This is a genomic window from Marinovum sp. (assembly GCF_048263515.1).
In the GTDB taxonomy this organism is placed as follows: Bacteria; Pseudomonadota; Alphaproteobacteria; order Rhodobacterales; family Rhodobacteraceae; genus Marinovum.
The window spans coordinates 26,224-51,812 of the sequence record NZ_JBLXEC010000011.1 but is presented as its reverse complement, the minus strand read 5'-3'; the positions used below and the strand labels follow the sequence as shown (position 1 = coordinate 51,812).

Genomic DNA, 25,589 nt, shown 5'->3' with positions numbered 1-25,589 from the left:
TATGGCCGACGCTCGCCCGTTCATGCGCGTGCCTTGGCAGAGCTCGGCAGCACCCTGCCCCGCAGCGCATAGACTGAGGCTATATGCGTCGAAGTATGGTCTGCCGGGAATGTAAGGGGGTCTGGGGCAAACGCACGATCCGGACCTGCCGGATCAAAGCGCTTGTAGGACTCTGGGGCTCAAAAACCATACCAGAGCCTAGTGGCGGCGCCCCGATGGGGCACCGCCGTGTCGCAAAGGGCGTTTTAGCAGGGCGCCTTGTAGTAGGTGCCGTCGCCACGCGCGTAGGCACAGTTGCCGGTGGCGGTGTTCTGCGCCACCACGGTGCCGGCTGCCGCGCCTGCAAGCGCCGCGATCAGGCGCCAGTTGTCGTCCGCCTCGAGCGCCGAAGCGGCGATCAGGCCCGCTGCTGCACCGCCTGTAACGCCAACGACAGAACGTTGATCAGGGGTCAGCGAGTCACAAGCTGCGAGGCCGGTCATGGCAAAGGCTGCGGCCGCAATGCTCGGGAGTTTCATGGGTGTCTCCTAGTTCCAAGTGTCTATGGTCGCGAACCTAGCGCCACATTTCGCCGCGGCCAGCCGAATTCTGCAACCAAGCGCCTTTCTGCGGATGCCCGGCCGTCAGGTCGGCGAAAGCCCGCCGAACCGGCGTGAATTTCGGGGCAAACCTGGCCCGAAGCCTGACGCGCAATTCCGCCTGCGTCAACATCCATAGGCAGAGCCTATATTGGTAATTCAAACTTACTTACAAATTACCCAGCCGCCGCCCACGTAAACATACAACCTGTGGGTTTACTAAATCAGCCTGACTTATATACCCTTGGCCGGAATGCCACTCGGATTTCATGGCGCGAAACTGTAATTTCACCAATAAAATCAATGGTATAACGAAATCTCAAAGGCACTCCACAGATTAAATGGCATCTTACATGCATCTTTAGGGTTGAATTGCTAATTTTGTTAAATATGATGAACTCAACCAAAAGAAAAACCGATCCTATCGAGGCAGTGATGAAATACGAACGCTACATGACACTCCTGGTGCGCCTGTTCTGCGGGTACACGCTTATGCTGTGCGCTTTGACCACCGCAGGCGCCTACCATGGCCCCTTTGCGCATTCGTGGATGAACTTTGACTACGTGTCTCAGTTCCAGTTCATGACCATCCCCCTGCTCATCCTGATGCTGATCTTCGCCCTGTGGCTGATGCTCGGCATCCGCACCCGGATCATCGCGTTTTCATCGATGGTGCTGATCACGGTGCTGATCCTTTTCGATTTTACCGCCCCCTATGCCGTCTACGGCCCCGCAGCCGTCTGGGAATTCCTGCACGCCACAGGTTTCCTCTTCGCCCTGCTGGTGCTGACAATTCAGGGTGGCGGAGAGACGGCCCTTGTCCGTGGTGGTTGGCAAGGCCTGTTCTAGGCCGTCCCCGGCCGGAACTGTTCTACCACCAGCTCTACTAACTTGGACGGGAGTTTCTCCCGTCCATTTTTCGTTTTTTGGGGGTGTTTCGGGCTCTCCTGCCCCCAGCGAGAGCCGCGCATCGCCGGGCCGCGGTGCGGCGATCCTCGCCGAGTTCGGCAGCGCTTTATCTTCGACAACTCCGCAGGAGATCAGAGCGACGCGCTTGTATCAGCCAAATCGCCGCGCCGGCGGGCGGCCCGGCGATGCGCGGCGGCCTTTGGCCGCTGTTAACGCGCTTTTGAGATAGACAGACGTCGGAAACAAGAGGCCCCGGATCACGTCCGGGGCTGCGTCAGCGCATCGCAAGGGCCGCGGTGCGGCGAACCCCGCGCAGTTCGGCAGCGCTTTATCTTTGCGGAATCCGGAAGAGATCAGACCGGCGCGCATGTGCCAACCAAATCGCCGTGCCGTGGGGCGGCCCGGCGATGCGCGGTGGCCTCTGGCCGCTGTTAACGCGCTTTTGAGATAGACAGACGTCGGAAACAAGAGGCCCCGGATCACGTCCGAGGCTGCGTCAGCGCATCGCAAGGGCCGCGGTGCGGCGATCCCCGCGCAGTTCGGCAGCGCTTTATCACAGCCAAGTCCGGAAGAGGTCAGAGCGACGCGCTTGCGTCAGCCAAATCGCCGTGCCAAGGGGCGGCCCGGCGATGCGCGGCGGCCTCTGGCCGCTGTTAACGCGCTTTTGAGATAGACAGGCGTCGGAAGAAGAGGCCCCGGAACAGGCCCGGGGCGACGTCAGCGCCTGGCCAGGGGCTCCCCCGGCCAGGTGCCGCGGCATCAGCCGCGATGCTTCAGAATGTAGTCGACCAGTTGCCGGGTCGAGCCGTCCTTGCCTTCGGCGCTCTCTTCGCCGGCGACGATCGGGCCCAGCGCGGTGGCCAGTTCCTTGCCCAGCTCGACACCCCATTGATCGTACGAGTTGATGTCGAGGATCACCCCTTCGACGAACACCCGGTGCTCGTAAAGCGCCACGATCTGGCCGAGGATCTCCGGCGTCAGCTTTGGATAGACCAGCGTCGTCGAGGGACGGTTGCCGGGGAACACCCGGTGGCGCGCCTGGCGCTCCAGCTCATCGCCCTCGAAGCTGCCGGCAACCTTCTCGCGCGCCTCGTCCAGCGTCCGGCCGCGCATCAGCGCTTCGGATTGCGCCAGGCAATTGGCGACCAGCAGCTGGTGATGATGCGCCAGCTCGGGCTCATGGCCTTCGGCGGCGACGAGGAATTCGCAGGGCACGACCCGCGTGCCCTGGTGGATCAGCTGATAGAAGGCGTGCTGGCCGTTGGTGCCGGGCTCACCCCAGACCACCGGGCCGGAATTGTGCGTCAGGTCAGAGCCATCGATGGCCACGCTCTTGCCGTTCGATTCCATCTCCAGCTGCTGCAGATAGGCCGGCAGCCGCACCAGGCGGTTGTCATAGGGCAGCACGGCGCGGGTCGCGTGGCCCAGAACCTGGTTGTGCCAGATGCCGACCAGCGCCAGCAGCACCGGCATGTTCTCGGCGAACTCCGCCTGCTGGAAGTGCCGGTCCATCGCCTGCCCGCCGCGCAGAAAGGCACGGAAGGCCTCGGGGCCGATGCCCAGCATCAGCGACAGCCCGATCGGGCCCCAGACGGAATAGCGCCCGCCGACCCAATCCTCGAAGCCGAAGACCCGCGAGGGATCGATGCCGAAATCGGCGGTCTTGTCGGTGGCCGAAGAGAGCGCGGCAAACTGCGCCGCAGGGTCGGAGACCTTGTCCGACATCCAGGCCCGCGCGGTGCGGGCGTTGGTCATGGTCTCGATGGTGGTGAAGGTCTTGGAGGCGACGATCACCAGCGTGGTTTCCGGGTCCAGTCCCTGCAGCGTGTCGGCAATATCGGCGCCGTCGACGTTCGAGACGTAATGTACACGCGGGCCATCGGCATAAGGTGACAGCGCCTTGTAGGCCATCACCGGCCCGAGATCGGAACCGCCGATGCCGATGTTGATCACATCGGTGATCGCCCCGCCCTGCCCCGTGAACTTGCCGTCGCGCACGTCGCGGGCAAAGGCGTCCATCCGGTCGAGCGTCTCGAGAACGCCGGGCATGACATCCTTGCCGTCGACCATGACGGCACCGCCGTCGAGGTTGCGCAGCGCGGTATGCAGCACCGCGCGGCCTTCGGTTTCGTTGATCTTCTCACCGGCGAACATCGCGTCGCGCTTGGCGGCGACACCGGCGTTCTCGGCCAGTTCCAGCAGCGCCGAGAGAATGTCCGCGTCGATGTTGGTCTTGGAGAAATCGAACAATGTCTGGTCGAAACTGGTGGAGAACTCCGCCGCCCGCTTGGGGTTTTCGAACAAATCGACGATTTTACGGGTCTCGACGTCCTGCGCCAGAGATTGCAACTTGGTCCACATGTTTTCCATGTCCTTCATAAGGCCGGTTGATGGGATCAGGGCGCCCAGTGCACCATGGCCTGCGACAGCACGGCGGCCACAGGCGCCTCGGCGGGCTTGAGATGACGGGCGCGTTCCAGCGCCTCGCGCTTGTCCTCGCCGAAGATGACGATGTGCTTGGACATCGCGCCGTCCAGCGCCTGCGCGGTCAGGGTAATCCGCGGCTCGGGCGCGCCGGGGGCGCGCATTGCCATCAGCGCCGGCGCTCTGGGATCGAGCGCCTCGGCCAGCTGGTCGGCACCGGGAAAGAGCGAGGCGGTGTGCATGTCGGCGCCCATGCCCAGCAGAAGCACCTGGATCGGCAGCCGCGGGGCAATGTCGGCCTCGAGCTCGGCCAGACGGTCCTCGGGGGTCTTGCCCGGCAGATAGAGCGGCACAAGCCGCGCCGCCGCAGCCCGCTCGACCAGCAGCCGCTCGCGCAGCAGGCGGGTGTTCGACCGCTCGCTGTCCTCCGGCACCCAGCGCTCGTCCGAGAGCATGACGTCGACCCGGCTCCAGTCGAGATCGGCAGCACAGAGATCGTCGAAGATCGGGCCGGGCGTGGTGCCACCGGGCACCGCCATCAGCACGCGGTCCTCGTGCTCCAGCGCGGCGCGCAATTCGCCGGCCAGCTTGTTGGCGACATCGATCACCAACATTTCGCGGTCAGGATAGTCGATGAATTCCATGACGTGACCTTTTTGATTGAGGGAAGCCGCGGGAAGTCAGGCCTTGATTTCCCGCCATTTGCGGCCGTCGCGGTGCATCAGCATCAGCGCATCCTCGGGCCCCGAGGACATCGGGTCATAGAGCTTGGGCACCTCGTTGCGGGTTTCCCAGCCCTGGATGATCGGATCGGTCCAGGCCCAGGCGGCCTCGACCTCGTCACCGCGCATGAAGAGCGTCTGGTTGCCACGGATCACATCCATGATCAGGCGTTCATAGGCATCCGGCACCTCGTCGGCGTCGGGACCCAGCGCATCGGAGAAGGACATGTCGAGCGGCACATCGACAAGACGCATGCCCCCCGGCCCCGGTTCCTTGATCGTCACGCCCAGTTCCATGCCTTCGTTCGGCTGCAGGCGGATGGTCAGGATGTTGCGGTGACGGCCGGCGTCCTCGTCAAAGATCGAATGCGGGGTTTCCTTGAACACCACGGCGATTTCGCTGGTGCGCGCCTTCAGCCGCTTGCCGGTGCGCAGATAGATCGGCGTGCCGGCCCAGCGCCAGTTCGAGATATGGCACTTGAGCGCGATGAAGCTCTCGGTGCGCGAGCGCGGGTCTTCGGCGTGCTCGCGGTACCCGGCCTCACCGGCGCCGGCGTCATACTGGCCGCGGGCGATGTGATGCGGCTCGACCGGCTCGAGGGCACGGATGACCTTGAGCTTTTCGTCGCGCACGGCACCCGGCTCGAAGCGCGAGGGCGGCTCCATGGCGATCAGGCAGAGCAGCTGCATCAGGTGGTTCTGCACCATGTCGCGCATCGCGCCCGACTTGTCATAATAGCCGCCACGGCCTCCGACGCCGACGGTCTCGGCCACGGTGATCTGGATGTGATCGATGTACTGGCTGTTCCACAGCGGCTCGAACAGCATGTTGCCGAAGCGCACCGCCATCAGGTTCTGGACGGTTTCCTTGCCCAGATAATGGTCGATCCGGTAGATCTGATCCTCGTTGAAATAGGCCGCCAGCGACTTGTTGAGCGCCTGCGCCGAGGCAAGGTCACGACCGAAGGGTTTTTCCACCACGATGCGTGCGTCACGCTTGGCCAGGCCCTTGTTCTTGAGCCGTTCGGCGATGTCACCAAAGAGCGACGGCGCGACCGAGAAGTAGAACGCCTTGACGGTGTCCTTGCGCAGCATCTCTTTCAGTTCCTGCCAGCCGCCGTCGCCCTGGGCATCGACCTGGACATAGTTCAGCCGGCTCAGAAAATTCTCGAGCTCAGGGCATTCGTCGGGGCGTTGGCCGTCGAACTCGTTGATCGCGTCGCGCACCATCTTGCGATAGCCCTCGGCGTCCATCTCCGACCGGGCGGCGGCGATGATCTGGGCCTCGGCGGGCATCTGGCCGGCGCAGAACCTGCGAAACAGCCCGGGGAGAATCTTGCGGCGGGCAAGATCGCCGGTGCCGCCGAACACAACCAGATCAAACGGGTCCACTGGGATGACTCGTGAAACCATAGGCTATCCTTTTGCTTTCTTTGGCTCTTTCAGAGCCAGCATCACAATTCGCCGTTGCGCCGTTAGCGCTAACTTAACGACCTCGGTGCCTCACTACCCGGTTGCTCGGCAAAAGTCTAACACGCATTTCAGGCTTCACAATGGCGTCAGGCCCGGTGTTGACCATTGGCAACGTTTCGCCCGGCGGTTACCCCGGAAGAGAAACCGGAGATATGCGACAAGCTCATGAAAGATCAAACGCTTTCCGATGCCAATGCGGGCAAGTTCATCGACCCCAAGCTCACCGCCAAGGGCGAGCCGCGCGCAACCGTCGCACTCAGCGATCCGCAGACGCTGTGGTTCAACACCGGGACGCTCTGCAACATCGAATGCGCGAATTGTTATATCGCCAGTTCGCCCAGCAACGATGCGCTGGTCTATATCACCGAGGCCGAGGTGGTGCGCTATCTCGACGAGCTGGAGGCGCGGCGCTGGGGCGTGCGCGAGATCGGCTTTACCGGCGGCGAGCCCTTCATGAACCCTGAAATGATCGGCATGACCCGCGCGGCGCTGGAGCGGGGCTACGAGGTGCTGATCCTGACCAATGCCATGCGGCCGATGATGCGCAAGCGGGTGCAGGCCGGAATCGTCGAGCTGCAGAAGGAATATGGCGACAAGCTGACCTTCCGGGTCTCGCTAGATCACTGGAGCCGGGTGCATCACGACGCCGAGCGCGGTGAAGGCAGCCATGCGGTAACGCTCGACGGCATGCGCTGGCTGCGCGACGCCGGCGTGCGTATGGCGGTGGCCGGCCGGATCATCTGGGCCGAGAACGAGGCCGAGGCGCGTGAGGGCTTTGGCCGGCTCTTCGCCGAGGAAGGCTTTGCCATCGACGCGGACAACCCGGCCGAGACCGTGCTGTTCCCCGAGATGGACGTGAAGGTCGAAGTGCCGGAAATCACCACCGCCTGCTGGGACATCCTCGGCAAGCGGCCCGAGGATGTCATGTGCGCCTCGTCCCGCATGGTGGTGAAACGCAAGGGCGCCGGGCGTCTTGCGGTGCTGGCCTGCACGCTGCTGCCCTATGACCCCGAGTTCGAGCTGGGCGAAACCCTGGCCGAGGCCGAGCGCCCGGTGGCACTGAACCACCCCCATTGCGCCAAGTTCTGCGTACTGGGCGGGGCAAGCTGCTCGGGCTGAGCCCGGCGCCCTGCCCCGGCGGTCACTCGGTAGCTTGCTGCTGCGCCCATTCCGGCAGCGGAAACACCCAGTCGTAGAGCCAGTTGAAGACCAGCGCATAGACCAGGTAGAAGCCGGCAAAAGAGATATCCATCACCAGTGCTGCCCAGAGCGAGATGCCGAGGTACCAGGCGATGAAGGGCAGCAGCATCAGCAGCAGCCCGGCCTCGAAAAGCACCGCGTGAAACACCCGCTGGCGCGGGGTCTTGAGCGTGGTGCCGCAGCGGCGCTTCAGCACCAGGTCGAAAAGCCAGTTGTAGGCCATGTTCCACAGCGTGGCGATGGTGGCACCGACCACGCCCACCACGCCGATATCGTGGAGAGGAAAGCCGAAGATCAGCGCCCCCAGCGGGACGACGATCAGAAGGGCGATGATTTCAAAGCTGAGCGCGTGGCGCAGACGGTCAAGCGGAGAGCGCATGGCAACCTCATGGAGGGTGCCGGGCCGTCCCGGCTGTGATCCGAAATCGAGGGGTCGTCCCCTCGCCCGGTGATATGCCATCGGACGGGGCACATTTCAACCCTGGGTTGGCGCATTGGCAGGCCTTTGCTCGGGGGCCATTCAGGCCGGCTTTCCCCCGCTGGTCAGCGCCCCAGCATCCAGCGACCGTCAGGCCAGAAGGCATGGAAGGCAAAGGCAAACATCAGATCATGCGCCACGTCCCGGCCGTTGCCATCACGCACCCGGATATTGCCGACCTCACGGCCCTGGTTGATGTTGCCGGTATCAAGCGCCGAGGCCTGACCTTCGCTCCAGGTCAGAGTGACGCCGGCCTCGGTGATCTCGCGCTGGCCCTCGAAGCGTGACAGCGGCCAGGCCCGGTCGCCGACCCGCACCACGCGCATCAGGGGCGGCACGCCATGCGGCGGCATTTCGCCCGAATAGAGGAACGGCCGCTTCGAGCTGTCGTAATTGCGGTAAGGATTGCTGCCGTAGCTGCGCGACCAGGCCGGCTGGTCCATCACCAGCCCGTCGGGGTTGCGCGCCTTGAACTGCGCCCAGCTCTCCATCCAGGTCGGCAGTGTCTTGAGCGTGGTGCCGGTCAGATCGCCGACAATCGCCTCTCCCAGCGCCTGCTGCCACCAGCTCTCGGTCTGGCGGTCGTACATCACCATGTCGGAATTGCGCAGCTTGCCCGAGACGCCGAAACTGAGCACGCCGTGGCGCGTGCGCCGGTCGAAGGTGATGCCGGAATTGCAGAGCGGGCAGAAGGTGACGGCGATCGGCACGCCGGCCACGGTGTCGTTCACGATCTCATGCCATGTGAGATAGCGGATCGGATAGGCCCTGGGCTTGGTGCCCTTGATCTCGACGGTAATGACAGGCTCGCGCGCGCCGATGCGGGTTTCGCGGGCAGCGGGAATGAAGCCCGGGCCGTCGAGCGCCGGAATACCGTCCTTGGGCGGGCCACCGGAGAGAATCTCGCCCCAGTTCGTGACGCTGGTCTTGGTGAAGTCGGTGTCGGGCCATTCATGCGACCAGCTGCGCGGGTCGGCGCCGGCCAGAGTGGCGGTAGCCGCGACCATCACGGCCAGCAAGGTGGTTCTGAGTGTCATGATGCCTCCCCTTTTCCACAGGATGCGCCGTGTAGGGGGCCGTTGCCTAGCCCTGTGCACGCGGGTTTGATCGGGCGTGCGTGGAGTATTGTGGGCTCCGCCGTCCCGGACTTGATCCGGGACCACCTGCGCAACGTCGATGTCAGCGCCCCACGTCCCGGACTTGATCCGGGACCTCTTGCGCAACGTCGATGTCAGCGCCTCGCCTCCCGGACTTGATCCGGGACCTCCTGCGCAACGTCGATGTCAGCGCCTCGCGTCCCGGACTTGGTCCGGGACCTCTTGCGTAACGCCGACGTCAGTGCCTCGCGTCCCGGACTTGATCCGGGACCTCTTGCATAACGCCGACGTCAGCGTCTCGCTTCTTGGACTTGATCCGGGACCTCATGGTCAGCGTGCTTTTGCCGAATGTGGAGGTCCCGGATCAGGTCCGGGACGGCGTGGCGCAATTGGCCAGCGTGGAGGTCCCGGATCAAGTCCGGGACGGCGTCGCGCAAGCGCAATATGTCAGAGCGCAAGGCCCCGGACCACCCCCGGGGCCTCGGCACATTATCACTCGGTCACGGTCACCGTTTTCATCACGTCAGCCTCGCCGACCACCGCGCCGTTCGGGCCGGTGCCGCGCTTGATGGCGTCGACGACGTCCATGCCGCCGGTCACTTCACCGACAACGGTGTATTGCCCGTTCAAGAAATACCCGGGCTCGAACATGATGAAGAACTGCGAGTTGGCGGAGTTCGGGTTCTGCGACCGCGCCATGCCGACGACACCGCGCTCGAAGGCCTTGTCGGAGAACTCGGCCGGCAGGTCCGGCTTGTCCGATCCACCGCGCCCGGCCATCTGCATCGAGAAGCCGTCGCTCTGCATGTTGCCGAACTGCACGTCGCCGGTCTGCGCCATGAAGCCGTCGATCACCCGGTGAAAGACCACGCCGTCATAGGCGCCGGCCTCGGCCAGTTCGGTGATCTGTGCCACGTGTTTCGGCGCGATCTCCTCGAAGAGGTCGATGGTCACGGTGCCATTGGCGGTGCCGGAAACCTCGATCTCGAGACCGGTCGCCAGCGCAGGCCCGGCCATCACGGTAAAGGCAAGGGCCAGCTTATGCATCGGCGGCCACCTTGACCGAGATCATCCGATCGGGCTCCGCAGGCGGCTCGCCGCGGGTGATGGCATCGACATGTTCCATCCCCGAGATCACCCGGCCATAGACCGTGTACTGACCATTGAGGAAGTGGTTGTCCTTGAAGTTGATGAAGAACTGCGAATTGGCGGAATTCGGGTTCTGCGAACGCGCGGCGCCCAGGGTGCCGCGGTCATGCGGCAGCTTGGAGAATTCGGCCGGCAGGTCGGGCTTGTCGGAGCTGCCGGTGCCCGCCATGCGGATGTTGAAGCCGTCTTCCATGTCGCCGTGCTGCACGTCGCCGGTCTGCGCCATGAAACCGTCGATCACCCGGTGAAAGGCAACATTGTCGTACTGGCCTTCGCGCGCCAGTTCCTTCATGCGCTCGGCATGTTTCGGTGCCACGTCGGGCAGCAGCTCGATGGTGACGGTGCCACCCTTGAGCTCCATCAGGATGGTGTTTTCGGGATCCTTGATCTCGGCCATGGGGGCCTCCTCTCAATACAATTGGCACGATACCTAATTTGCCACGGCCCCCTCGGCAAGCACGCGATTGACCCCCGCGCCGTTAGCGGCCAAACAGTGCGCAACCTGAACCCTAGGCAAGGAACGGCGACATGGGCTGGAAAACACTCGATGACATGGACCTTGATGGCAAGATCGTGCTGACGCGCGTCGACATCAACGTGCCGATGGATAACGGCAAAGTGTCCGACGACACCCGCATTCAACGCATCGTCCCGACGATCCGGGACATCCTCGCCAAGGGCGGCACCCCGGTGATGCTGGCGCATTTCGGCCGGCCCAAGGGCAAACACGTCCCCGAAATGAGCCTGAGCCAGGTGGTTCCGGCGCTGGAAAGCGCCTTGGGCCGCAACGTGATCTTCATCGAACGCCCCTCGCGCGAGGCGCTCGACAGCCTCGAGGCCGGGTCGGTGGTGCTGGTGGAAAACACCCGCTTTTCCGAGATGGAGGAAAAGAACGACCCCAAGATGGCGCAATTCCTCGCCTCGCTTGGCGATGTCTATTGCAACGACGCCTTTTCGGCCGCGCACCGGGCGCATGCCTCGACCGAGGGAGTCGCGCGGCTGCTGCCAGCCTGTGCCGGCCGGCTGATGGAGGCCGAGCTTTCGGCGCTGGAAAAGGCGCTGGGCAATCCCGAACGCCCGGTCGTGGCCGTGGTCGGCGGTGCCAAGGTCTCCAGCAAGCTCGACCTTCTGGGCAACCTGGTCAGCAAGGTCGATCACCTGGTGATCGGCGGCGGCATGGCCAATACTTTCCTCGCCGCCCAGGGCATCGATGTCGGCAAATCGCTGGCCGAACATGACATGACCGACACCGCCCGCGAGATCCTGAAAAAGGCCGAGGCCGCCGGATGCCAGATCCTGCTGCCGGTCGACGTGGTGGTGGCGCGCGAGTTCAAGGCCGGTGCCGCCAACGAGACCGTATCCGCCGACGCCTGCCCCGCCGACGCGATGATCCTCGACGCCGGCCCCGAGACGGTCAAGAAGGTGGCCGAGGTGCTGGAAGGCGCCAAGACGCTGATCTGGAACGGCCCGATGGGTGCCTTCGAGATCGAGCCTTTCGACCGCGCCACCAATGCCGCCGCGAAACAGGCGGCCGAACTGTCCAAGGCCGGCAAGCTGATCTCGGTCGCCGGTGGCGGCGACACGGTGGCGGCGCTCAACAAGGCAGGGGCGGCAGAGGATTTCACCTATATCTCAACCGCCGGCGGTGCCTTTCTCGAATGGATGGAAGGCAAGACCCTGCCCGGCGTCGCGGCTCTCGGCTGAGCTGATCGACACATCGCGAAGATCCGGGCCCCGGCCCGGGTCTTCCGCAGCTTCCGGGGCCCTGACAAAATCCCCGCCCCGCCCCCCGGCAGGACAGGCCACTCCGCCGATATCGGCAAGAAACTGGTATGTTAGCGCCATCAAGACGCCCTTCACGTTGCAAGCCTCCGCCCCCTCGCTTACCACTGCGATACATGGGGCGTTCACGCCCCGGTGAACAACTTTCGGGACGGACATTTCCATGAGCAACGACGCTATGGCCAAGCAGATGGCCAACAAAGACGGCTTTATCGCAGCACTCGACCAGTCGGGCGGCTCGACCCCCAAGGCGCTGCGTCTCTACGGCATCGAGGAAGACGCCTATTCCGGCGACGAGGAGATGTACGGCCTGATTCACGAGATGCGTGCCCGGATCATCAAGTCGCCGGCGTTTTCCGGTGACAAGGTGATCGGCGCAATCCTGTTCGAACGCACCATGGACGCCGATATCGACGGCACCCCGACGGCCGAATACCTTTGGGAGACATGCAGCGTCGTGCCGTTCCTGAAGGTCGACAAAGGTCTTTGCGAACCCTCCGACGGCGTCAAGCTGATGAAGGCGATCCCGGGTCTCGACGCGCTCTGCGCGCGGGCCAAGGGCAAGGGCATCTACGGCACCAAGATGCGCTCGGTGATCGACGCGGCCAATGCCGCCGGCATCGACGCCATCGTGGCGCAGCAGTTCGAGGTCGGCCGGCAGATCAAGGCCGCGGGCCTGATGCCGATCCTCGAGCCGGAAGTGACGATTACCATCGACGACAAGGCCGAGGCCGAGGCCATCCTGCGCGAGCAGATCCTCAAGCATCTCGACGCCCTGCCCGAGGGCGAGCAGGTGATGCTCAAGCTGTCGCTGCCCAGCGAGGACAATTTCTTCAAGCCGCTGATCGACCATCCCAAGGTGATGCGGGTCGTGGCGCTGTCCGGCGGGTATTCCCGTGACGAGGCCAACGCGCTTCTGGCGCGCAACGAGGGTCTGATCGCCAGCTTCTCGCGCGGGTTGACCGAGGGCCTCTCGGCGCAGCAGAGCGACGAGGAATTCAACGCCATGCTCGGCGACGCGATCGACTCGATCTACCAGGCGTCGAAAGCCGGCTGAAGCTTGGCCATTGCGTGAGACAGGGCGGTCCTTCCGGGCCGCCCTTTGTCATTCAAGCACCAAGCCGCGCCGTCGACGGGCCGCGGCACGGCGATGCAACACTCGTTCGGCGCGCTTTATCCCAGCCACTGGCGCGCTTTAAACGAGCGACGCGCTCACGTCACCCAATCGCCGGGCCATAGGTGCGGCCCGGCGATGGCGCGGCGGCCTGCGGCCTTGTTCCGCGCCTTCACCGCACCCCGTGAAACGTCCGGAAGAACTCGATCGCCCGCGGCGCCGTGAACGCCGTGTCATGCCCCGTCGCCCCGGTCTCGGCGTAATCGCTCAGGTCCACCACGATCACCGGCAGCCCGTCCAGATCATCCGCCGAGGTGATCTCGCCCAGCCGCCGCGGCCGCCCGGCGACCCAGGCGGCCAGATCGAGGATCGTGTCCCGGGTCGAGGTCATCAGGATGAAGGGCTGCGGAAACGGCCTGATCCGCCGCGCCTGTGCGGCAAAGACATCCGGATCGATATCCGGCGAAATCAGCGTCACCCCGCTCACCCGCCGCAGCACCCGCATGTTCCCGGCAATCGAGATCTGCCGCAGGGTCTCCATCACCAGCTGCGACCCCATGGAATGCGCCACCAGATAGACCTGCGTCTCCCGGGTCAGCGCCGCCAGCAACTCTTCCAGCGCATCGCGCGAATGGATCACGCTGTCACGGTCATAGACATAGCCGCGCGGATCGGCCCCCGAAGGCCAGGAAAACGAGATCACCGGCACGTCGGCATCGAAATCATGCGCCATCTGCGCCAGCCGATAGGCGGCCTCGGCATTGTTGGTGTTGTAGCCGTGGACGTAGACAAAGACCTCGTCGCGCACCGCCGGCGCCTGTGCCACACCGCGGACAAACGCGCCGAGCGTCGGATAGGCATAGGCGCCCGACAGCACGAAATGCCGCCCCGGATCGGGCGCGACACCGGGCGCCGCGCGTTCGACCTTGCCATCGCGATGCGCCGGCGGCACCGAGACGTCGAGCCGCGCGAAATGCAGCGCATCGCCCCGCCGGCCGGAGAATTGTACCCCGCCCTCGTGCCGCAGCGCCCGGTTCGAGGCGACGAAGATCGGCTGCACCACGCCCACATCCGTACCGCGCACCAGCTGCAGCACACCCCGCGGACCACAAGCCGCAAGCGCCAGCACGGCCAGCAGGAGAAACACGCGAAAACCCATGGAGCAGTGATACCGCAGAAGTTGCATCTGGCAAATCATTCCGATGCCCTCGGCCAAAACATCACAGAATTCACGGTAGACTTCGCAAATGGGATTCACATGGCGAATCACCTGTGCCATAGTCCCTGCACAGCATCCGTCAGAGATGCATTGAGGCAGACCATGAGCAGCAATCCGACCCGCCGGAACATCGTCCCGTTAAGCGTTTTCGCCATGGCGTTCACGCTGGGGGCCTATTTCACCTTTGCCGCCGTGCAAGGGGATTACGGCTTGTTCCGGCGGGCGGAAATACTCGACAATGCCGCCCGGCTCGAGGCCGAGCGCGACAGCCTGCGCGCCGAGCTGGCCGAGATGGAAAACCTCACCCGGCGGTTGTCCGACGAATACCTCGATCTGGACCTGCTCGACCAGCAGGCGCGCGAGGTTCTGGGCCTGATCCGCAGCGACGAAATCGTCATCCGCTGATCCCTCTGCCGCGCAGCGCCTTTGCAACTGCAGCGAGGATGCCCCCTTTTCACCCCCGCCTCGCATGGTTAGGCTATAGTTTAACACTAAACCATCCGCCACCGGGAGGGCGCCGTATGGCCGCGCGCAGAGCGACGAAAAAACCCAACATTTCCAAGGACGAATTGACCCGGTACTACCGCGACATGCTGCTGATCCGGCGGTTCGAGGAAAAGGCCGGACAGCTCTACGGCATGGGGCTGATCGGCGGCTTCTGCCACCTCTACATCGGCCAGGAAGCGGTGGTTGTCGGCCTCGAAGCCGCAGCCGAGGAAGGTGACAAGCGGATCACCTCCTACCGCGACCATGGCCACATGCTGGCCTGCGGCATGGACCCGAACGGCGTCATGGCCGAACTGACGGGACGCGAGGGCGGCTATTCCAAGGGCAAGGGCGGCTCGATGCACATGTTCTCGAAAGAGAAGCATTTCTACGGTGGCCACGGCATCGTCGGCGCCCAGGTGCCGATCGGCGCCGGTCTCGCCTTTGCCGACCGCTACAAGGAAAACGGCCGGGTCACCTTCACCTATTTCGGCGATGGCGCCGCCAACCAGGGCCAGGTCTACGAGACCTTCAACATGGCCGCGCTCTGGGCGCTGCCGGTGATCTTTGTCATTGAAAACAACCAGTACGCCATGGGCACCGCGCAGCAACGCTCGACCTCGACCCCCGATCTGCACACCCGCGGCGAGGCCTTCGGCATCCCCGGAGAGGTGGTCGACGGCATGGATGTTCTGGCGGTCAAGGAGGCCGGCGAAAAGGCCGTGGGCCACTGCCGCGCCGGCAAGGGGCCCTATATCCTCGAGGTCAAGACCTACCGCTACCGCGGCCACTCGATGTCGGACCCGGCCAAGTACCGCACCCGCGAAGAGGTGCAGAAGATGCGCGAAGAGCGCGACCCGATCGAACATGTCCGCGCCCTGCTGCTCGATGGCAAGCACGCCAGCGAAGAAGACCTCAAGGCGATCGACAAGGAGATCAAGAAGGTGGTCAACGAATCCGCCGAGTTTGCCCGCGAAAGCCCCGAACCGGCGCTCGACGAGCTTTGGACTGACATCTACGCGGAGGCCGAATGATGCCGCATTTCGAGATACATGCCAGCGATACCGCGGCCGCAAGAGAGTTCTACTCCGGCCTCTTCGGCTGGAGCTTCGACGCCATGCCGGGATTCGAGGAGATGGAATATTTCCTGATCTCCGGCCCCGGCATCGAAAGTCCCCTGACCGGCGGTCTGATGAAGCGCATGGGCGATACGCCGGAGGCCGGCGCGCCGGTGCGCGGATGCACCCTGACCTTCGAGGTCGCGGATTGCGACGAGCGCTACGGCTGGGCGCTGGAAAACGGTGGCGCCGAGGCGCTGCCGCCCACCGATTTCCCCGGCGTCGGTCGCGCCGCCTATGTCGAGGACGGCCAGGGCAATATCGTGGGTTTCCTCACCCCAGCCGCCGATGGGGGTGCATGATGGCGACAGAGATTCTCATGCCCGCGCTGTCCCCCACCATGGAGGAAGGCACCCTGGCGAAATGGCTGGTCAAGGAGGGCGACACCGTCGCCTCTGGTGACATCATCGCCGAGATCGAGACCGACAAGGCGACGATGGAATTCGAAGCCGTCGACGAAGGCACGGTGGGCAAGCTGCTGGTCGCCGAGGGCACCTCGGGCGTCAAGGTCAACACGCCGATCGCCGTGCTGGTCGAAGACGGTGAAAGCGCCGAAGACATCGAGACCGAGGCGCCCAAGTCCGACGCCGCCCCGGCCCCCGAGCCGGGGCCTCCCGCCCAGGCCCGCAGTGAAGACGAGGACCGGGGAGCCCCTCCCGGATCACGTCCGAACCGCGACCCCGACTGGCCGGACGGCACCGAGGTCCGGCAACAGACCGTCCGAGAGGCGCTGCGCGACGCCATGGCCGAGGAAATGCGCGCCGATGGTGATGTCTTCCTGATGGGCGAAGAGGTCGGCGAATACCAGGGCGCCTACAAGATCAGCCAGGGCCTGCTCGACGAGTTCGGCCCCAAGCGCATCATCGACACCCCGATCACCGAACACGGCTTCACCGGCCTTGCCGTCGGCGCAGCCTTTGGCGGGCTCAAACCCATCGTCGAGTTCATGACCTTCAACTTCGCCATGCAGGCGATGGACCAGATCGTCAATTCGGCCGCCAAGACGCTCTACATGTCCGGCGGCCAGATGGGCGCGCCGATGGTCTTCCGCGGCCCCAACGGCGCCGCCGCCCGCGTTGCCGCCCAGCACAGCCAGGACTTTGCCGCCTGGTTCGCCCATATCCCCGGGCTGAAAGTGGCGATGCCCTATTCGGCGAGCGACGCCAAAGGCCTGCTCAAATCCGCGATACGCGACCCCAACCCGGTGATCTTCCTCGAAAACGAGATCCTCTACGGCAAGAGCTTCGATGTCCCGGTGATGGAGGACTTCACCGTCCCCTTCGGCAAGGCCCGCACCTGGCGCGAGGGCTCAGACGTCACCATCGTCAGCTTCGGCATCGGCATGAGCTACGCCCTGGAAGCCGCTGACAAACTTGCCAAAGAGGGGATCGACGCCGAGGTGCTCGATCTGCGCACCCTGCGCCCTCTGGACACCGAGGCGATCCTCGACAGCGTCAAGAAGACCAACCGCTGCGTCACCGTCGAAGAGGGTTTCCCGCGCGGCTCGATCGGCAACCAGATCTCGGCGCTCTTGATGGAACAGGCCTTCGACTGGCTCGACGCCCCGGTGATCAATTGCACCGGCAAGGACGTGCCCATGCCCTATGCCGCCAACCTGGAAAAACACGCGCTGACCTCGACCGCAGAGGTGATCGAGGCGGTGAAAAAGGTGACATACCGCTGATGGAGGTCCACGGCCGCGATATCGAGACGGAGTGCTACCGGGTCACCCACCTGGTCGACGGCCAGGAGGTCGCGGCCCTGGTCCCCGAGAGACTTGCCGCTGATACCCGCATCGTCGGCCGCCCCAGCCACCAGGACGCCTATGTCTGGATGGCCGGCCACAAGCAAAAGATCGAGACCGCCATCACCCAGCTCGCCCGCGGCCAGAGACCGAAACCGCCCTTTGACACCATCACCCTGATCCCTTCTTCTGTTTGAAAATACCGCGGGGAGCGCGAGGGGCTGGCCCCTCGCTCCGCCCCTGGCCCCCAGCGCCCAGTGCCATGTCCGGAGACGACACCATGCCCACCGAGATCCTGATGCCCGCCCTCAGCCCGACGATGGAAGAAGGCACGCTGGCGAAATGGCTGGTCAAGGAAGGCGACAGCGTGGCCTCGGGCGACCTGCTGGCCGAGATCGAGACCGACAAGGCGACGATGGAATTCGAGGCGGTCGATGAGGGCGTGATCGGCAAGCTGCTGGTCGCCGACGGCACCCAGGGCGTCAAGGTCAACACCCCCATTGCCGTGCTGCTGGACGAAGGCGAAAGCGCCGAGGACATCGAGGCCGCGACACCGGAGGCCCCGCCCGCCAAGGCTGAACCTGAGCCCGAAAAAGCCGCCGAAACACCCGCCCCGACGCAGAGCCAAACGCCCAAAGGCGACCGCATCTTCGCCTCGCCGCTGGCCCGCCGCATTGCCGCCGACAAGGGGCTCGACCTGGCGCAGATCAAGGGCTCCGGCCCGCGTGGCCGCATCGTCAAGGCCGATGTCGAAGGCGCGACAGCGACAACCACCGCGCCGAAGACGCCCGCAAGGGCGGAAGAGGCCCCGACAGAGGCCAGACCCCAAGCCAAATCCGCCAGCGCCGATCAGGTCGCGGCGCTTTATGGCGACCGCGAATACCAGGAAGTGCCGCTCGACGGCATGCGCAAGACCATTGCCGCACGGCTCACCGAGGCCAAGCAGCAGATCCCGCATTTCTACCTGCGCCGCGACATCCACCTCGATGCACTGCTGGCCCTGCGCGCCGACATCAACCGCCAGCTCGAGCCGCGCGGCATCAAGCTCTCGGTCAACGACTTCATCATCAAGGCCTGCGCCGCCGCCCTGCAGCAGGTGCCCGACGCCAATGCGGTCTGGGCCGGCGACCGCATCCTGCGCCTCACGCCCTCGGATGTCGCAGTGGCGGTCGCCATCGAAGGCGGGCTTTTCACCCCGGTGCTGCGTGATGCCCATCAGAAATCGCTCTCGGCGCTCTCGACCGAGATGAAGGACCTCGCCGCCCGCGCCCGCGACCGCAAGCTCAGCCCGCAGGAATACCAGGGCGGCAGCTTTGCCATCTCCAACCTCGGGATGTTCGGCATCGAGAATTTCGATGCGGTGATCAACCCGCCGCATGGCGCCATCCTCGCGGTCGGTGCCGGCCTCAAGAAACCGGTGGTCACCGAGGATGGCTCGCTGGGCGTGGCGACCGTGATGTCGGTGACGCTCTCGGTCGATCACCGGGTGATCGACGGCGCGCTCGGGGCGCAGCTTCTGGCCGCGATCAAGGACGGGCTGGAAGCGCCGCTGGCGCTGCTGGCCTGAGCCGCGCCGCCCGCCCGCCACAGGTAAAATATCGTCAATCCGCAGTGAAAATGGCGCCGGATGTGTTTTGGCTCACCCGTTGCGGCCGCCTGCCCTCATAAAGTGGCGCATCCGGCTATTGGCCCGGTGAGTCCACCCATTTCAGACATGGCTAGCATTTTCAGGGCCACTTGAGGGTATCATGGTTACTTACATTGACACATTCGGCGATTACGAGACGATATTCCGCACCATCGGCCTGATCGGGGTCCTGCTTTATGTCGGCGGCTTCTTCTGCCTCTGCACCGGGGCGCTCGACAGCCGCAGCCCGGCCTATTTCGGCCTGGTCCTGACCGCCGCCAGCTGCGTGCTCTGCAGCCTGGCGGTGGATTTCAACCTGAGCGCCGCCCTGATCCAGTCGTTCTACATCGTCATGTCGCTGGGCGGCGTGCTGATGCGCTGGCGGCTTCTGCGGCGGGGTCGGCGCCCGGCCCCGCCGGTGCAGACGCCGCCCCGGTCTCAGGACACCATGCCGATGGTGGCCGTGACCGCCTTGCGCCAGGTGTCGTAGCGGGCCGCGCGGGTTTCCTCGGCCATTGCCGGGTCGAACCGCGCGTCGCATTCCCAAGAGGCCGCAAACTCTTCCATGCCCGGCAGCAGGCCCGCCTTGTGGCCGGCCAGCCAGGCGGCGCCCATGGCGGTGGTTTCCAGCACCTTGGGCCGTTCCACCGGCGCGCCGAGGATGTCCGAGAGGAACTGCATGGCAAAGGGCGAGGCGCTCATCCCGCCGTCGACCCGCAGCGCGGTGTCGTCGGCGCCGTCCCAATCGGCGGTCATCGCCTCGAGCAGGTCGCGGGTCTGGAATCCCACGCTTTCCAGCGCCGCGCGGGCAAATTCCGCCGGGCCGGAGCCGCGGGTCAGCCCGAAAATCGCGCCGCGGCAGTCGGGCTTCCAGTAGGGCGCGCCCAGCCCGGTGAAGGCCGGCACCAGGGTCAGCTCCTGCCCGGGATCGGCGGCCTCGGCCAGCGCTTGCGTCTCGCCGGCGCTCTCGATGATCTTCAGCCCGTCGCGCAGCCATTGCACCACCGCGCCGGCGATGAAGATCGAGCCTTCGAGCGCATAGGTCGGCTTGCCGTCGAGCTGGTAGGCAATCGTCGTCAGCAGCCGGTTGTTCGATGTCACCGGCGTCTCGCCGGTATTGAGCAGCGCAAAGCAGCCGGTGCCATAGGTGGATTTCATCATGCCGGGCTTGAAACAGGCCTGGCCCACCGTCGCCGCCTGCTGGTCGCCGGCAATGCCCAGGATCGGGATCGTCCCGCCCAGCAGATCGGTCTCGCCGAACTCGGCGGCGCAATCCCTGACCTCTGGCAGCATCGCGGCGGGGATGTTCAGCTTGTCGCAGATGGTCTGCGACCAGCGGCCCTTGTGGATGTCATAGAGCATGGTGCGCGCGGCATTGGTGGCATCGGTCACATGGGCGCGCCCGCCGGTCAGGTTCCAGACCAGCCAGCTGTCGACGGTGCCGAAAAGCAGCCCGCCGGCCTCGGCCCGGTCGCGGGCACCTTCGACGTTGTCGAGGATCCAGGCGAGCTTGGTGCCCGAGAAATACGGATCAAGCAGCAGGCCGGTGCGCGCGGTCAACACGTCTTCGAAGCCGTCGGCCTTGAGCGTCTTGCACATCCCGGCGGTGCGCCGGTCCTGCCAGACGATGGCGTTGTAGACCGGCTTGCCGGTCTCGCGGTCCCAGACCACGGTGGTCTCGCGCTGGTTGGTGATGCCGATGGCGGCGATCTCGCCGGCCTGATCGATCGCCTTGCGACAGGTCGACAGCGTGGTCTCCCACAGATCGGCGGGGTCATGTTCGACCCAGCCGCTCTGCGGGAAATGCTGGGTGAACTCTTCCTGCGCCGAGGCCACGATCTCCAGCGCCTGATCAAAGACCATGGCGCGGGTCGATGTGGTGCCCTGATCGATGGCAAGGATATGGGTCATTCGGCTGCCTCCCTATTGGCGCGCTTCTGCGTGAGCTGAGTTCGTTTTATCGGCCGTCTGCGCGCGGTTCTTTTCGAAACGCCGTCGATTTGGCGTTGCGCGCCGTTTGCGCTGTTTCGGTTTCAGCACATCCGCGCGCGTCAGGCCAGCAAAAATGGCGCGCCCGGTGGGGCGCGCCGTCATTTCCTGCGGGTCTTGTGACGGTCAGCGCAGGCGCGCTTCGGTCTTTGCGTCGAAGTACATCGCATCCGCCGGGTCGAACTCGACCGCGACGCCGGTGCCTTCGGGGATCGCCTCGTCGCCGCGGGTCTCGACGATGATGCGCTCGCCGCTGGCCGAGATCAGGTAGTCATAGGCCACCCCGCCCAGCCGTTCGCGGATGTCGATGCGCACCGGGCTGTCGGCTTCGCGCACCTTGAGGTGCTGCGGGCGCACGCCGATGATCACTTCGCTGCCCTCCGGCGGCAGGGCCACCGTGGCCGGCACCGCCATGTTGTCGAGGCCCGGCACCACGACCCCCTGCCCGGTCACCCGCGCCGAGAGGAAGTTCATGCTGGGCGAGCCGATGAAGCCGGCGACGAACTTGTTGTCGGGGTTCTGGTAGAGGTCCATCGGGCTGCCGACCTGCTCGATATGGCCGGCGCGCAGCACGACGATCTTGTCGGCCAGCGTCATCGCTTCGACCTGGTCGTGGGTGACATAGATCATCGTGGCGCCGATTTCCTTGTGCAGGCGCGCGATCTCGACCCGCATGTCGACGCGCAGCTCGGCGTCGAGGTTCGACAGCGGCTCGTCGAAAAGAAAGACCTCGGGGCCGCGCACGATGGCACGGCCGATGGCAACCCTCTGGCGCTGACCGCCGGACAGGGCCTTGGGCTTGCGATCAAGGTAATCGTCAAGCTTGAGGATGCGGCTGGCCTCGGAGACCTTGGACTTGATCGTCGCCTTGTCGACGCCGTTCATCTTGAGGCCGAAGCCCATGTTTTCCTCGACCGACATATGCGGATAAAGCGCGTAGGTCTGGAACACCATGGCGACGCCCCGCTCGGCCGGGTCGGCCTTGGTCACGTCGCGGCCACCGATGGAAATATGGCCGTCGGAGGTTTCCTCGAGCCCGGCGATCATCCGCAGCAGGGTTGACTTGCCACAGCCCGAGGGGCCGACGAAGACGCAGAACTCGCCATCCTCGATCTGCAAATCCACACCGTGGATCACCTGGACCTCTCCATACCGCTTGACGGCACTGTTGAGTGCGACACCTGACATTCTGGTTCCTCTCCCTCGGGAATTGGCTGGTGGTTACTGTGCGATCGGATACGGCCAGACGGCCGCCTCTCCCCCGATCTGTGCCGCCGTCCTTTGCAAGGCCGGCCGGAATTTCTCTATGTCTTCCAGTGACATGCGAAATGTCGATGTCACCACGGACAGCGATCCGATCACCCGGTTCGAGCCGCCCAGAATGGGGGCTGCGATCGAGATGATGCCCTCTTCGTGTTCCTCGCGGTCAAAAGCCACGCCGTCCTCGCGGATCTGCGCCAACTCGGGCAGCAGCGTCTCGGGGCCGGTGTGGGTGTTGGGCGTGAACTTCTCGTAGCTCTGACAGGCCAGCGCCGCGGCCTGACGGTCCGGGTCCATGAAGGCCAGCATCACCTTGCCGACCCCGGTGCAATGCGCCGGCGAGCGGCGGCCCGGGGTGGCCATGGTCTTGAAGCCGGTCTCGGGCGTGGTCTTTTCGATAAAGACCACGCGGCCGTTCTCCATCTGCGCCAGGTGCACCGTCTCGTTCACGTCGGCCGCCAGCGTCTGGATGAAGGGCAGCGCCAAGGGCGCCAGCGACGACTGGTTCCAGGCGTGCCGCGCGATGCGCACCAGGCGCATGCCGGGGACATAGACGTGCCGCTCGTCATCGAAGGCCAGCATGCCTTGATTCGTCAGGGTCTGGAGCAGGCGGTGAGTCGTCGCCTTGGGGTACGGGCTGACCTCCAGCACCTCGGAGAACCGGACCGAGCGGCCAAAGGCCACGACCATATCCAGCAATTCCAAGGCTTTGCCGACGGTGCCGTCTGATGCGACTTGCTTGTTCATCGGAATGACCGCCTCCTGTCTCCGGGATGAGCCCTTTGAAGTAATTCTTGACTCTTTTAGCAGTATGGGACTAAAAGATCAACATGCAAAACATTTGTTCCATTATTTGGGAATTTTGCTGTGTGGAGGAGAAAGGGAGAGATATGCTCTACAAAACATTGAAACTGACGGCGGCGCTGGCGGCGTCCACGCTGATTTCCTCGGCCGCGCTTGCGGGCGAGCTGGTGATCAACACCGATACGTCTGACCCCGCGCCCAAGGCGGCGTTCGAGGCACTGATCAAGGGCTTCGAGGCCGAGAACCCCGACGTCAAGGTCACCTGGAACCTGTTCGATCACGAAGGCTACAAGACCTCGATCCGCAACTTCCTGACCGCCGATTCGCCGGATCTGGCCAACTGGTACGCCGGCAACCGCATGCTGCCCTACGTCAACGCCGGCCTGTTCGAGCCGGTTGACGATGTCTGGGAAGAGCACGGCCTGAAGGAGACGCTTGCCTCCTCGGTCGGTTCGATGACCATCGACGGCAAGATCTGGGGCGTGCCCTATACCTATTACCAATGGGGCGTGTACTACCGGAAGGACCTGTTTGAAGAGCATGGCGTGGCCGTTCCCACCAACTGGGACGAGTTCAAGGCCGCCGGTGCCAAGCTGAAAGAGGCCGGCATCACCCCGATCACCATCGGCACCAAGTACCTCTGGACCGCTGGCGGCGTGTTCGACTACCTCAACCTGCGCACCAACGGCTATGATTTCCACATGGCACTGGGCAAGGGCGAAGTGGCCTGGACCGACGACCGGGTGAAGGCGACATTTGCCAACTGGAAAGAGCTGCTCGACGCCGGTTTCTTCATCGACAACCACGCGGCCTATTCCTGGCAGGAAGCGCTGGCTCCGATGGTTCAGGGCGATGCGGCGATGTACGTGATGGGCAACTTTGCCGTGGCTCCGCTGCGCGACGCTGGCCTGACCGACGACCAGATCGGCTTCTTCCAGTTCCCGGTGATCAACCCCGACGTGCCGCTGGCCGAAGAAGCGCCGACCGACACGATCCACATCCCGGCCAATGCCAAGAACAAGGAAGACGCCAAGAAATTCCTGGCCTACCTGGCGCGCGCCGAGGTGCAGACCGAGATCAACAAGACCCTCGGTCAGTTGCCGATCAACAAGAACTCGGAAGTGGGCGACGACAAGTTCCTGCAGGCTGGCTACGAGATGCTGAGCTCGACCGAAGGCGGCATCGCGCAGTTCTTTGACCGCGACTACCCGGCCGAGATGGCCAAGGCGGGCATGGAAGGTTTCCAGGAGTTCATGGTCAAGCCCGAGCGGCTGGACGCGATCCTCGAGCGGCTCGAGAAGGTCCGCGCGCGGGTCTACAAGTAACGCCGCCACAGGGTGACCGCCTGCCCCGGGCCTGACCCGGGGCCTCTCACCCGACCCGGTTCCCGGTCCGGCGCATCCGCCGGATCGGGGCTTTCCCCACACGTTTCGCAAGAGGTCCCGGATCTGGTCCGGGACAGGACCGCTGTTGTCCGGAGGTACTGCCATGACCGCCCCCGCCCTTCCCGATACCCACCCACCAGTGCAAAAGCCCTGGTGGAAGCAGAACCAGCAACGGCTTGCGCCGTGGCTGTTCCTGGCACCGGGCATCTTCATGTTCATGATGTATGTGATCATCCCGATCTTCCAGTCGGTGAACATCTCGTTCTACGACTGGGACGGTCTGGGCGAGGCCACCTGGGTCGGCACCGACAACTATGTCGAGCTGATGGACGACGAGGCCTTCTATACCTCGCTCAAGAACAACGTCATCTGGCTGGTACTCTACATGCTGGCCATTCCGGGCGGGCTCTTCGTGGCGCTGTTCCTCAACCAGACGGTGCGCGGCATCCGGATCTACAAGTCGCTGTTCTTCTTCCCCTTCGTGATCTCTCAGGTCGTCGTGGGCCTGGTCTTTGCCTGGTTCTACGACCCCAACTTCGGTCTGATGAACATCGCGCTGGGCTGGTTCGGGATCGAGCCGATCGCGGTTCTGGCGGATGAGGATTACGTGACCTACGGCATCATCGCCGCCGGCCTCTGGCCGCAGACCGCCTATTGCATGATCCTCTATCTCACCGGGTTGAACGCCGTCGATCCCGAGCAGATCGAGGCCGCGCGGCTCGACAATGCCAAGGGCGTCAAGATGCTGTGGTACGTGATCCTGCCGCAGCTGCGTCCGGCGACCTTCATCGCCGTGGTGGTGACGGTGATCGGCGCGTTGCGCTCCTTCGACCTGATCTCGATCATGACCGATGGCGGACCCTGGGGCTCGTCCCGCGTGCTGGCCTTCTACATGTTCGAACAGGCCTTCTCGGAATACGGCTTCCGCATGGGCTACGGCGCTGCGATCGCGGTCGTGCTCTTCCTGATCATGATGGTCTACATCACTGGTTTCCTTTACAAAATGTACCGCGACGAGAGAGGTCACTGAG

At 64.4% G+C, this 25,589-nt stretch carries 25 protein-coding genes; 13 read left to right on the top strand and 12 right to left on the bottom strand.

From position 1 onward, the window contains the following. Positions 1-245: 245 nt before the first annotated feature. On the bottom strand, positions 246-518 hold the full coding sequence (locus ACN0SE_RS11845) for a glycine zipper 2TM domain-containing protein (RefSeq protein ID WP_417524733.1): 273 nt from the start codon (positions 516-518) through the stop codon (positions 246-248). Positions 519-1,013: 495 nt separating this feature from the next. On the opposite strand from ACN0SE_RS11845, the gene ACN0SE_RS11840 reads away from it, so the two are divergent. Then, positions 1,014-1,427 carry a hypothetical protein gene (locus tag ACN0SE_RS11840; protein ID WP_417524732.1) on the top strand — a complete coding sequence of 138 codons (414 nt, stop codon included), beginning with the start codon at positions 1,014-1,016 and terminating at the stop codon, positions 1,425-1,427. Positions 1,428-2,246: 819 nt separating this feature from the next. On the opposite strand, the gene pgi is transcribed toward ACN0SE_RS11840, so the two are convergent. Genes pgi through zwf form a run of 3 tightly spaced genes read right to left on the bottom strand, consistent with a single transcriptional unit; the run spans position 2,247 to position 6,046 of the window. Further along, the gene (pgi, locus tag ACN0SE_RS11835) at positions 2,247-3,848 is read right to left on the bottom strand and encodes a glucose-6-phosphate isomerase (RefSeq protein ID WP_417524731.1); all 1,602 of its coding nucleotides are present in this window, start codon (positions 3,846-3,848) and stop codon (positions 2,247-2,249) included. Between the two features lie 35 nt (positions 3,849-3,883). Next, positions 3,884-4,555 (bottom strand): 6-phosphogluconolactonase, encoded by a 672-nt coding sequence (gene pgl / locus ACN0SE_RS11830; protein ID WP_417524730.1) that lies wholly within the window; start codon positions 4,553-4,555, stop codon positions 3,884-3,886. 36 nt (positions 4,556-4,591) lie between these two features. Next, positions 4,592-6,046 (bottom strand): glucose-6-phosphate dehydrogenase, encoded by a 1,455-nt coding sequence (gene zwf, locus ACN0SE_RS11825; protein WP_417524729.1) that lies wholly within the window; start codon positions 6,044-6,046, stop codon positions 4,592-4,594. Positions 6,047-6,271: 225 nt separating this feature from the next. Between zwf and ACN0SE_RS11820 the strand changes: the two genes are divergently transcribed. Further along, complete coding sequence (locus ACN0SE_RS11820; RefSeq protein WP_417524728.1) at positions 6,272-7,225, top strand: radical SAM protein; 954 nt, start codon at positions 6,272-6,274, stop codon at positions 7,223-7,225. A gap of 22 nt (positions 7,226-7,247) precedes the next feature. Here the strand turns inward: ACN0SE_RS11820 and ACN0SE_RS11815 are convergent, their stop codons facing one another. From ACN0SE_RS11815 to ACN0SE_RS11800, 4 genes are all read right to left on the bottom strand, one after another. Further along, complete coding sequence (locus tag ACN0SE_RS11815) at positions 7,248-7,685, bottom strand: PACE efflux transporter (protein WP_417524727.1); 438 nt, start codon at positions 7,683-7,685, stop codon at positions 7,248-7,250. A 164-nt stretch (positions 7,686-7,849) separates the two neighbouring features. Next, entirely contained in the window at positions 7,850-8,821 is a 972-nt protein-coding gene (locus ACN0SE_RS11810) for a DUF3179 domain-containing protein (protein WP_417524726.1), read from the bottom strand. Positions 8,822-9,373: 552 nt separating this feature from the next. Then, complete coding sequence (locus tag ACN0SE_RS11805; protein WP_417524725.1) at positions 9,374-9,928, bottom strand: peptidylprolyl isomerase; 555 nt, start codon at positions 9,926-9,928, stop codon at positions 9,374-9,376. After that, positions 9,921-10,427: a peptidylprolyl isomerase gene (locus ACN0SE_RS11800; protein ID WP_417524724.1), complete on the bottom strand. Its 507-nt coding sequence runs from the start codon at positions 10,425-10,427 to the stop codon at positions 9,921-9,923. The genes ACN0SE_RS11805 and ACN0SE_RS11800 overlap by 8 nt, the downstream gene beginning before the upstream one ends. A gap of 131 nt (positions 10,428-10,558) precedes the next feature. Here ACN0SE_RS11800 and ACN0SE_RS11795 point away from each other — a divergent pair, with 131 nt between their 5' ends. Then, entirely contained in the window at positions 10,559-11,734 is a 1,176-nt protein-coding gene (locus tag ACN0SE_RS11795; protein ID WP_417524723.1) for a phosphoglycerate kinase, read from the top strand. Between the two features lie 241 nt (positions 11,735-11,975). Continuing rightward, on the top strand, positions 11,976-12,869 hold the full coding sequence (locus tag ACN0SE_RS11790; protein WP_417524722.1) for a fructose bisphosphate aldolase: 894 nt from the start codon (positions 11,976-11,978) through the stop codon (positions 12,867-12,869). 229 nt (positions 12,870-13,098) lie between these two features. Here ACN0SE_RS11790 and ACN0SE_RS11785 read toward each other — a convergent pair whose 3' ends face one another. Beyond that, complete coding sequence (locus tag ACN0SE_RS11785) at positions 13,099-14,085, bottom strand: alpha/beta hydrolase (RefSeq protein ID WP_417524721.1); 987 nt, start codon at positions 14,083-14,085, stop codon at positions 13,099-13,101. Positions 14,086-14,298: 213 nt separating this feature from the next. Between ACN0SE_RS11785 and ACN0SE_RS11780 the strand changes: the two genes are divergently transcribed. The 7 genes from ACN0SE_RS11780 (at position 14,299) to ACN0SE_RS11750 (ending at position 19,610) form a co-directional block, all read left to right on the top strand. Beyond that, positions 14,299-14,550: an FtsB family cell division protein gene (locus ACN0SE_RS11780; protein WP_417524720.1), complete on the top strand. Its 252-nt coding sequence runs from the start codon at positions 14,299-14,301 to the stop codon at positions 14,548-14,550. 116 nt (positions 14,551-14,666) lie between these two features. After that, on the top strand, positions 14,667-15,665 hold the full coding sequence (pdhA, locus tag ACN0SE_RS11775) for a pyruvate dehydrogenase (acetyl-transferring) E1 component subunit alpha (RefSeq protein WP_417524719.1): 999 nt from the start codon (positions 14,667-14,669) through the stop codon (positions 15,663-15,665). Further along, entirely contained in the window at positions 15,665-16,051 is a 387-nt protein-coding gene (locus ACN0SE_RS11770) for a VOC family protein (RefSeq protein WP_417524718.1), read from the top strand. Before pdhA ends, ACN0SE_RS11770 begins: the two co-directional genes overlap by 1 nt. Continuing rightward, on the top strand, positions 16,051-17,433 hold the full coding sequence (locus ACN0SE_RS11765; RefSeq protein WP_417524717.1) for a pyruvate dehydrogenase complex E1 component subunit beta: 1,383 nt from the start codon (positions 16,051-16,053) through the stop codon (positions 17,431-17,433). Before ACN0SE_RS11770 ends, ACN0SE_RS11765 begins: the two co-directional genes overlap by 1 nt. Beyond that, positions 17,433-17,690, top strand: a complete 258-nt coding sequence (locus ACN0SE_RS11760; RefSeq protein WP_417524716.1) for a hypothetical protein — start codon at positions 17,433-17,435, stop codon at positions 17,688-17,690. Before ACN0SE_RS11765 ends, ACN0SE_RS11760 begins: the two co-directional genes overlap by 1 nt. An 83-nt stretch (positions 17,691-17,773) precedes the next feature. Then, positions 17,774-19,060: a pyruvate dehydrogenase complex dihydrolipoamide acetyltransferase gene (locus ACN0SE_RS11755; RefSeq protein WP_417524715.1), complete on the top strand. Its 1,287-nt coding sequence runs from the start codon at positions 17,774-17,776 to the stop codon at positions 19,058-19,060. A 181-nt stretch (positions 19,061-19,241) separates the two neighbouring features. Next, on the top strand, positions 19,242-19,610 hold the full coding sequence (locus ACN0SE_RS11750; protein WP_417524714.1) for a CBU_0592 family membrane protein: 369 nt from the start codon (positions 19,242-19,244) through the stop codon (positions 19,608-19,610). On the opposite strand, the gene glpK is transcribed toward ACN0SE_RS11750, so the two are convergent. From glpK to ACN0SE_RS11735, 3 genes are all read right to left on the bottom strand, one after another. Next, positions 19,559-21,031: a glycerol kinase GlpK gene (gene glpK, locus ACN0SE_RS11745; protein ID WP_417524713.1), complete on the bottom strand. Its 1,473-nt coding sequence runs from the start codon at positions 21,029-21,031 to the stop codon at positions 19,559-19,561. The genes ACN0SE_RS11750 and glpK overlap by 52 nt on opposite strands. Positions 21,032-21,235: 204 nt before the next feature. After that, positions 21,236-22,297, bottom strand: coding sequence for an ABC transporter ATP-binding protein (locus tag ACN0SE_RS11740; protein WP_417524712.1), 1,062 nt, complete (start codon positions 22,295-22,297; stop codon positions 21,236-21,238). A gap of 33 nt (positions 22,298-22,330) precedes the next feature. Further along, entirely contained in the window at positions 22,331-23,116 is a 786-nt protein-coding gene (locus tag ACN0SE_RS11735; RefSeq protein ID WP_417524711.1) for an IclR family transcriptional regulator, read from the bottom strand. A gap of 143 nt (positions 23,117-23,259) precedes the next feature. Here ACN0SE_RS11735 and ACN0SE_RS11730 point away from each other — a divergent pair, with 143 nt between their 5' ends. Both ACN0SE_RS11730 and ACN0SE_RS11725 read left to right on the top strand, forming a co-directional pair. Then, positions 23,260-24,498, top strand: coding sequence for an ABC transporter substrate-binding protein (locus ACN0SE_RS11730; RefSeq protein ID WP_417524710.1), 1,239 nt, complete (start codon positions 23,260-23,262; stop codon positions 24,496-24,498). A 163-nt stretch (positions 24,499-24,661) separates the two neighbouring features. Continuing rightward, positions 24,662-25,588 carry a carbohydrate ABC transporter permease gene (locus ACN0SE_RS11725; protein ID WP_417524709.1) on the top strand — a complete coding sequence of 309 codons (927 nt, stop codon included), beginning with the start codon at positions 24,662-24,664 and terminating at the stop codon, positions 25,586-25,588. Position 25,589: the final 1 nt, after the last annotated feature.

What these genes read in the sequence shown, in the direction of transcription:
- ACN0SE_RS11735 (WP_417524711.1), bottom strand. Translation starts at nt 23,116, where the DNA reads ATGAACAAGCAAGTCGCATCAGACGGCACCGTCGGCAAAGCCTTGGAA.
- ACN0SE_RS11760 (WP_417524716.1), top strand. Translation starts at nt 17,433, where the DNA reads ATGGAGGTCCACGGCCGCGATATCGAGACGGAGTGCTACCGGGTCACC.
- ACN0SE_RS11780 (WP_417524720.1), top strand. Translation starts at nt 14,299, where the DNA reads ATGGCGTTCACGCTGGGGGCCTATTTCACCTTTGCCGCCGTGCAAGGG.
- ACN0SE_RS11725 (WP_417524709.1), top strand. Translation starts at nt 24,662, where the DNA reads ATGACCGCCCCCGCCCTTCCCGATACCCACCCACCAGTGCAAAAGCCC.
- ACN0SE_RS11810 (WP_417524726.1), bottom strand. Translation starts at nt 8,821, where the DNA reads ATGACACTCAGAACCACCTTGCTGGCCGTGATGGTCGCGGCTACCGCC.
- ACN0SE_RS11820 (WP_417524728.1), top strand. Translation starts at nt 6,272, where the DNA reads ATGAAAGATCAAACGCTTTCCGATGCCAATGCGGGCAAGTTCATCGAC.
- pdhA (WP_417524719.1), top strand. Translation starts at nt 14,667, where the DNA reads ATGGCCGCGCGCAGAGCGACGAAAAAACCCAACATTTCCAAGGACGAA.
- pgi (WP_417524731.1), bottom strand. Translation starts at nt 3,848, where the DNA reads ATGTGGACCAAGTTGCAATCTCTGGCGCAGGACGTCGAGACCCGTAAA.
- ACN0SE_RS11845 (WP_417524733.1), bottom strand. Translation starts at nt 518, where the DNA reads ATGAAACTCCCGAGCATTGCGGCCGCAGCCTTTGCCATGACCGGCCTC.
- ACN0SE_RS11815 (WP_417524727.1), bottom strand. Translation starts at nt 7,685, where the DNA reads ATGCGCTCTCCGCTTGACCGTCTGCGCCACGCGCTCAGCTTTGAAATC.
- ACN0SE_RS11740 (WP_417524712.1), bottom strand. Translation starts at nt 22,297, where the DNA reads ATGTCAGGTGTCGCACTCAACAGTGCCGTCAAGCGGTATGGAGAGGTC.
- ACN0SE_RS11730 (WP_417524710.1), top strand. Translation starts at nt 23,260, where the DNA reads ATGCTCTACAAAACATTGAAACTGACGGCGGCGCTGGCGGCGTCCACG.
- ACN0SE_RS11805 (WP_417524725.1), bottom strand. Translation starts at nt 9,928, where the DNA reads ATGCATAAGCTGGCCCTTGCCTTTACCGTGATGGCCGGGCCTGCGCTG.
- ACN0SE_RS11800 (WP_417524724.1), bottom strand. Translation starts at nt 10,427, where the DNA reads ATGGCCGAGATCAAGGATCCCGAAAACACCATCCTGATGGAGCTCAAG.
- pgl (WP_417524730.1), bottom strand. Translation starts at nt 4,555, where the DNA reads ATGGAATTCATCGACTATCCTGACCGCGAAATGTTGGTGATCGATGTC.
- ACN0SE_RS11770 (WP_417524718.1), top strand. Translation starts at nt 15,665, where the DNA reads ATGCCGCATTTCGAGATACATGCCAGCGATACCGCGGCCGCAAGAGAG.
- ACN0SE_RS11755 (WP_417524715.1), top strand. Translation starts at nt 17,774, where the DNA reads ATGCCCACCGAGATCCTGATGCCCGCCCTCAGCCCGACGATGGAAGAA.
- ACN0SE_RS11750 (WP_417524714.1), top strand. Translation starts at nt 19,242, where the DNA reads ATGGTTACTTACATTGACACATTCGGCGATTACGAGACGATATTCCGC.
- ACN0SE_RS11765 (WP_417524717.1), top strand. Translation starts at nt 16,051, where the DNA reads ATGGCGACAGAGATTCTCATGCCCGCGCTGTCCCCCACCATGGAGGAA.
- ACN0SE_RS11795 (WP_417524723.1), top strand. Translation starts at nt 10,559, where the DNA reads ATGGGCTGGAAAACACTCGATGACATGGACCTTGATGGCAAGATCGTG.
- ACN0SE_RS11785 (WP_417524721.1), bottom strand. Translation starts at nt 14,085, where the DNA reads ATGGGTTTTCGCGTGTTTCTCCTGCTGGCCGTGCTGGCGCTTGCGGCT.
- zwf (WP_417524729.1), bottom strand. Translation starts at nt 6,046, where the DNA reads ATGGTTTCACGAGTCATCCCAGTGGACCCGTTTGATCTGGTTGTGTTC.
- ACN0SE_RS11790 (WP_417524722.1), top strand. Translation starts at nt 11,976, where the DNA reads ATGAGCAACGACGCTATGGCCAAGCAGATGGCCAACAAAGACGGCTTT.
- ACN0SE_RS11840 (WP_417524732.1), top strand. Translation starts at nt 1,014, where the DNA reads ATGAAATACGAACGCTACATGACACTCCTGGTGCGCCTGTTCTGCGGG.
- glpK (WP_417524713.1), bottom strand. Translation starts at nt 21,031, where the DNA reads ATGACCCATATCCTTGCCATCGATCAGGGCACCACATCGACCCGCGCC.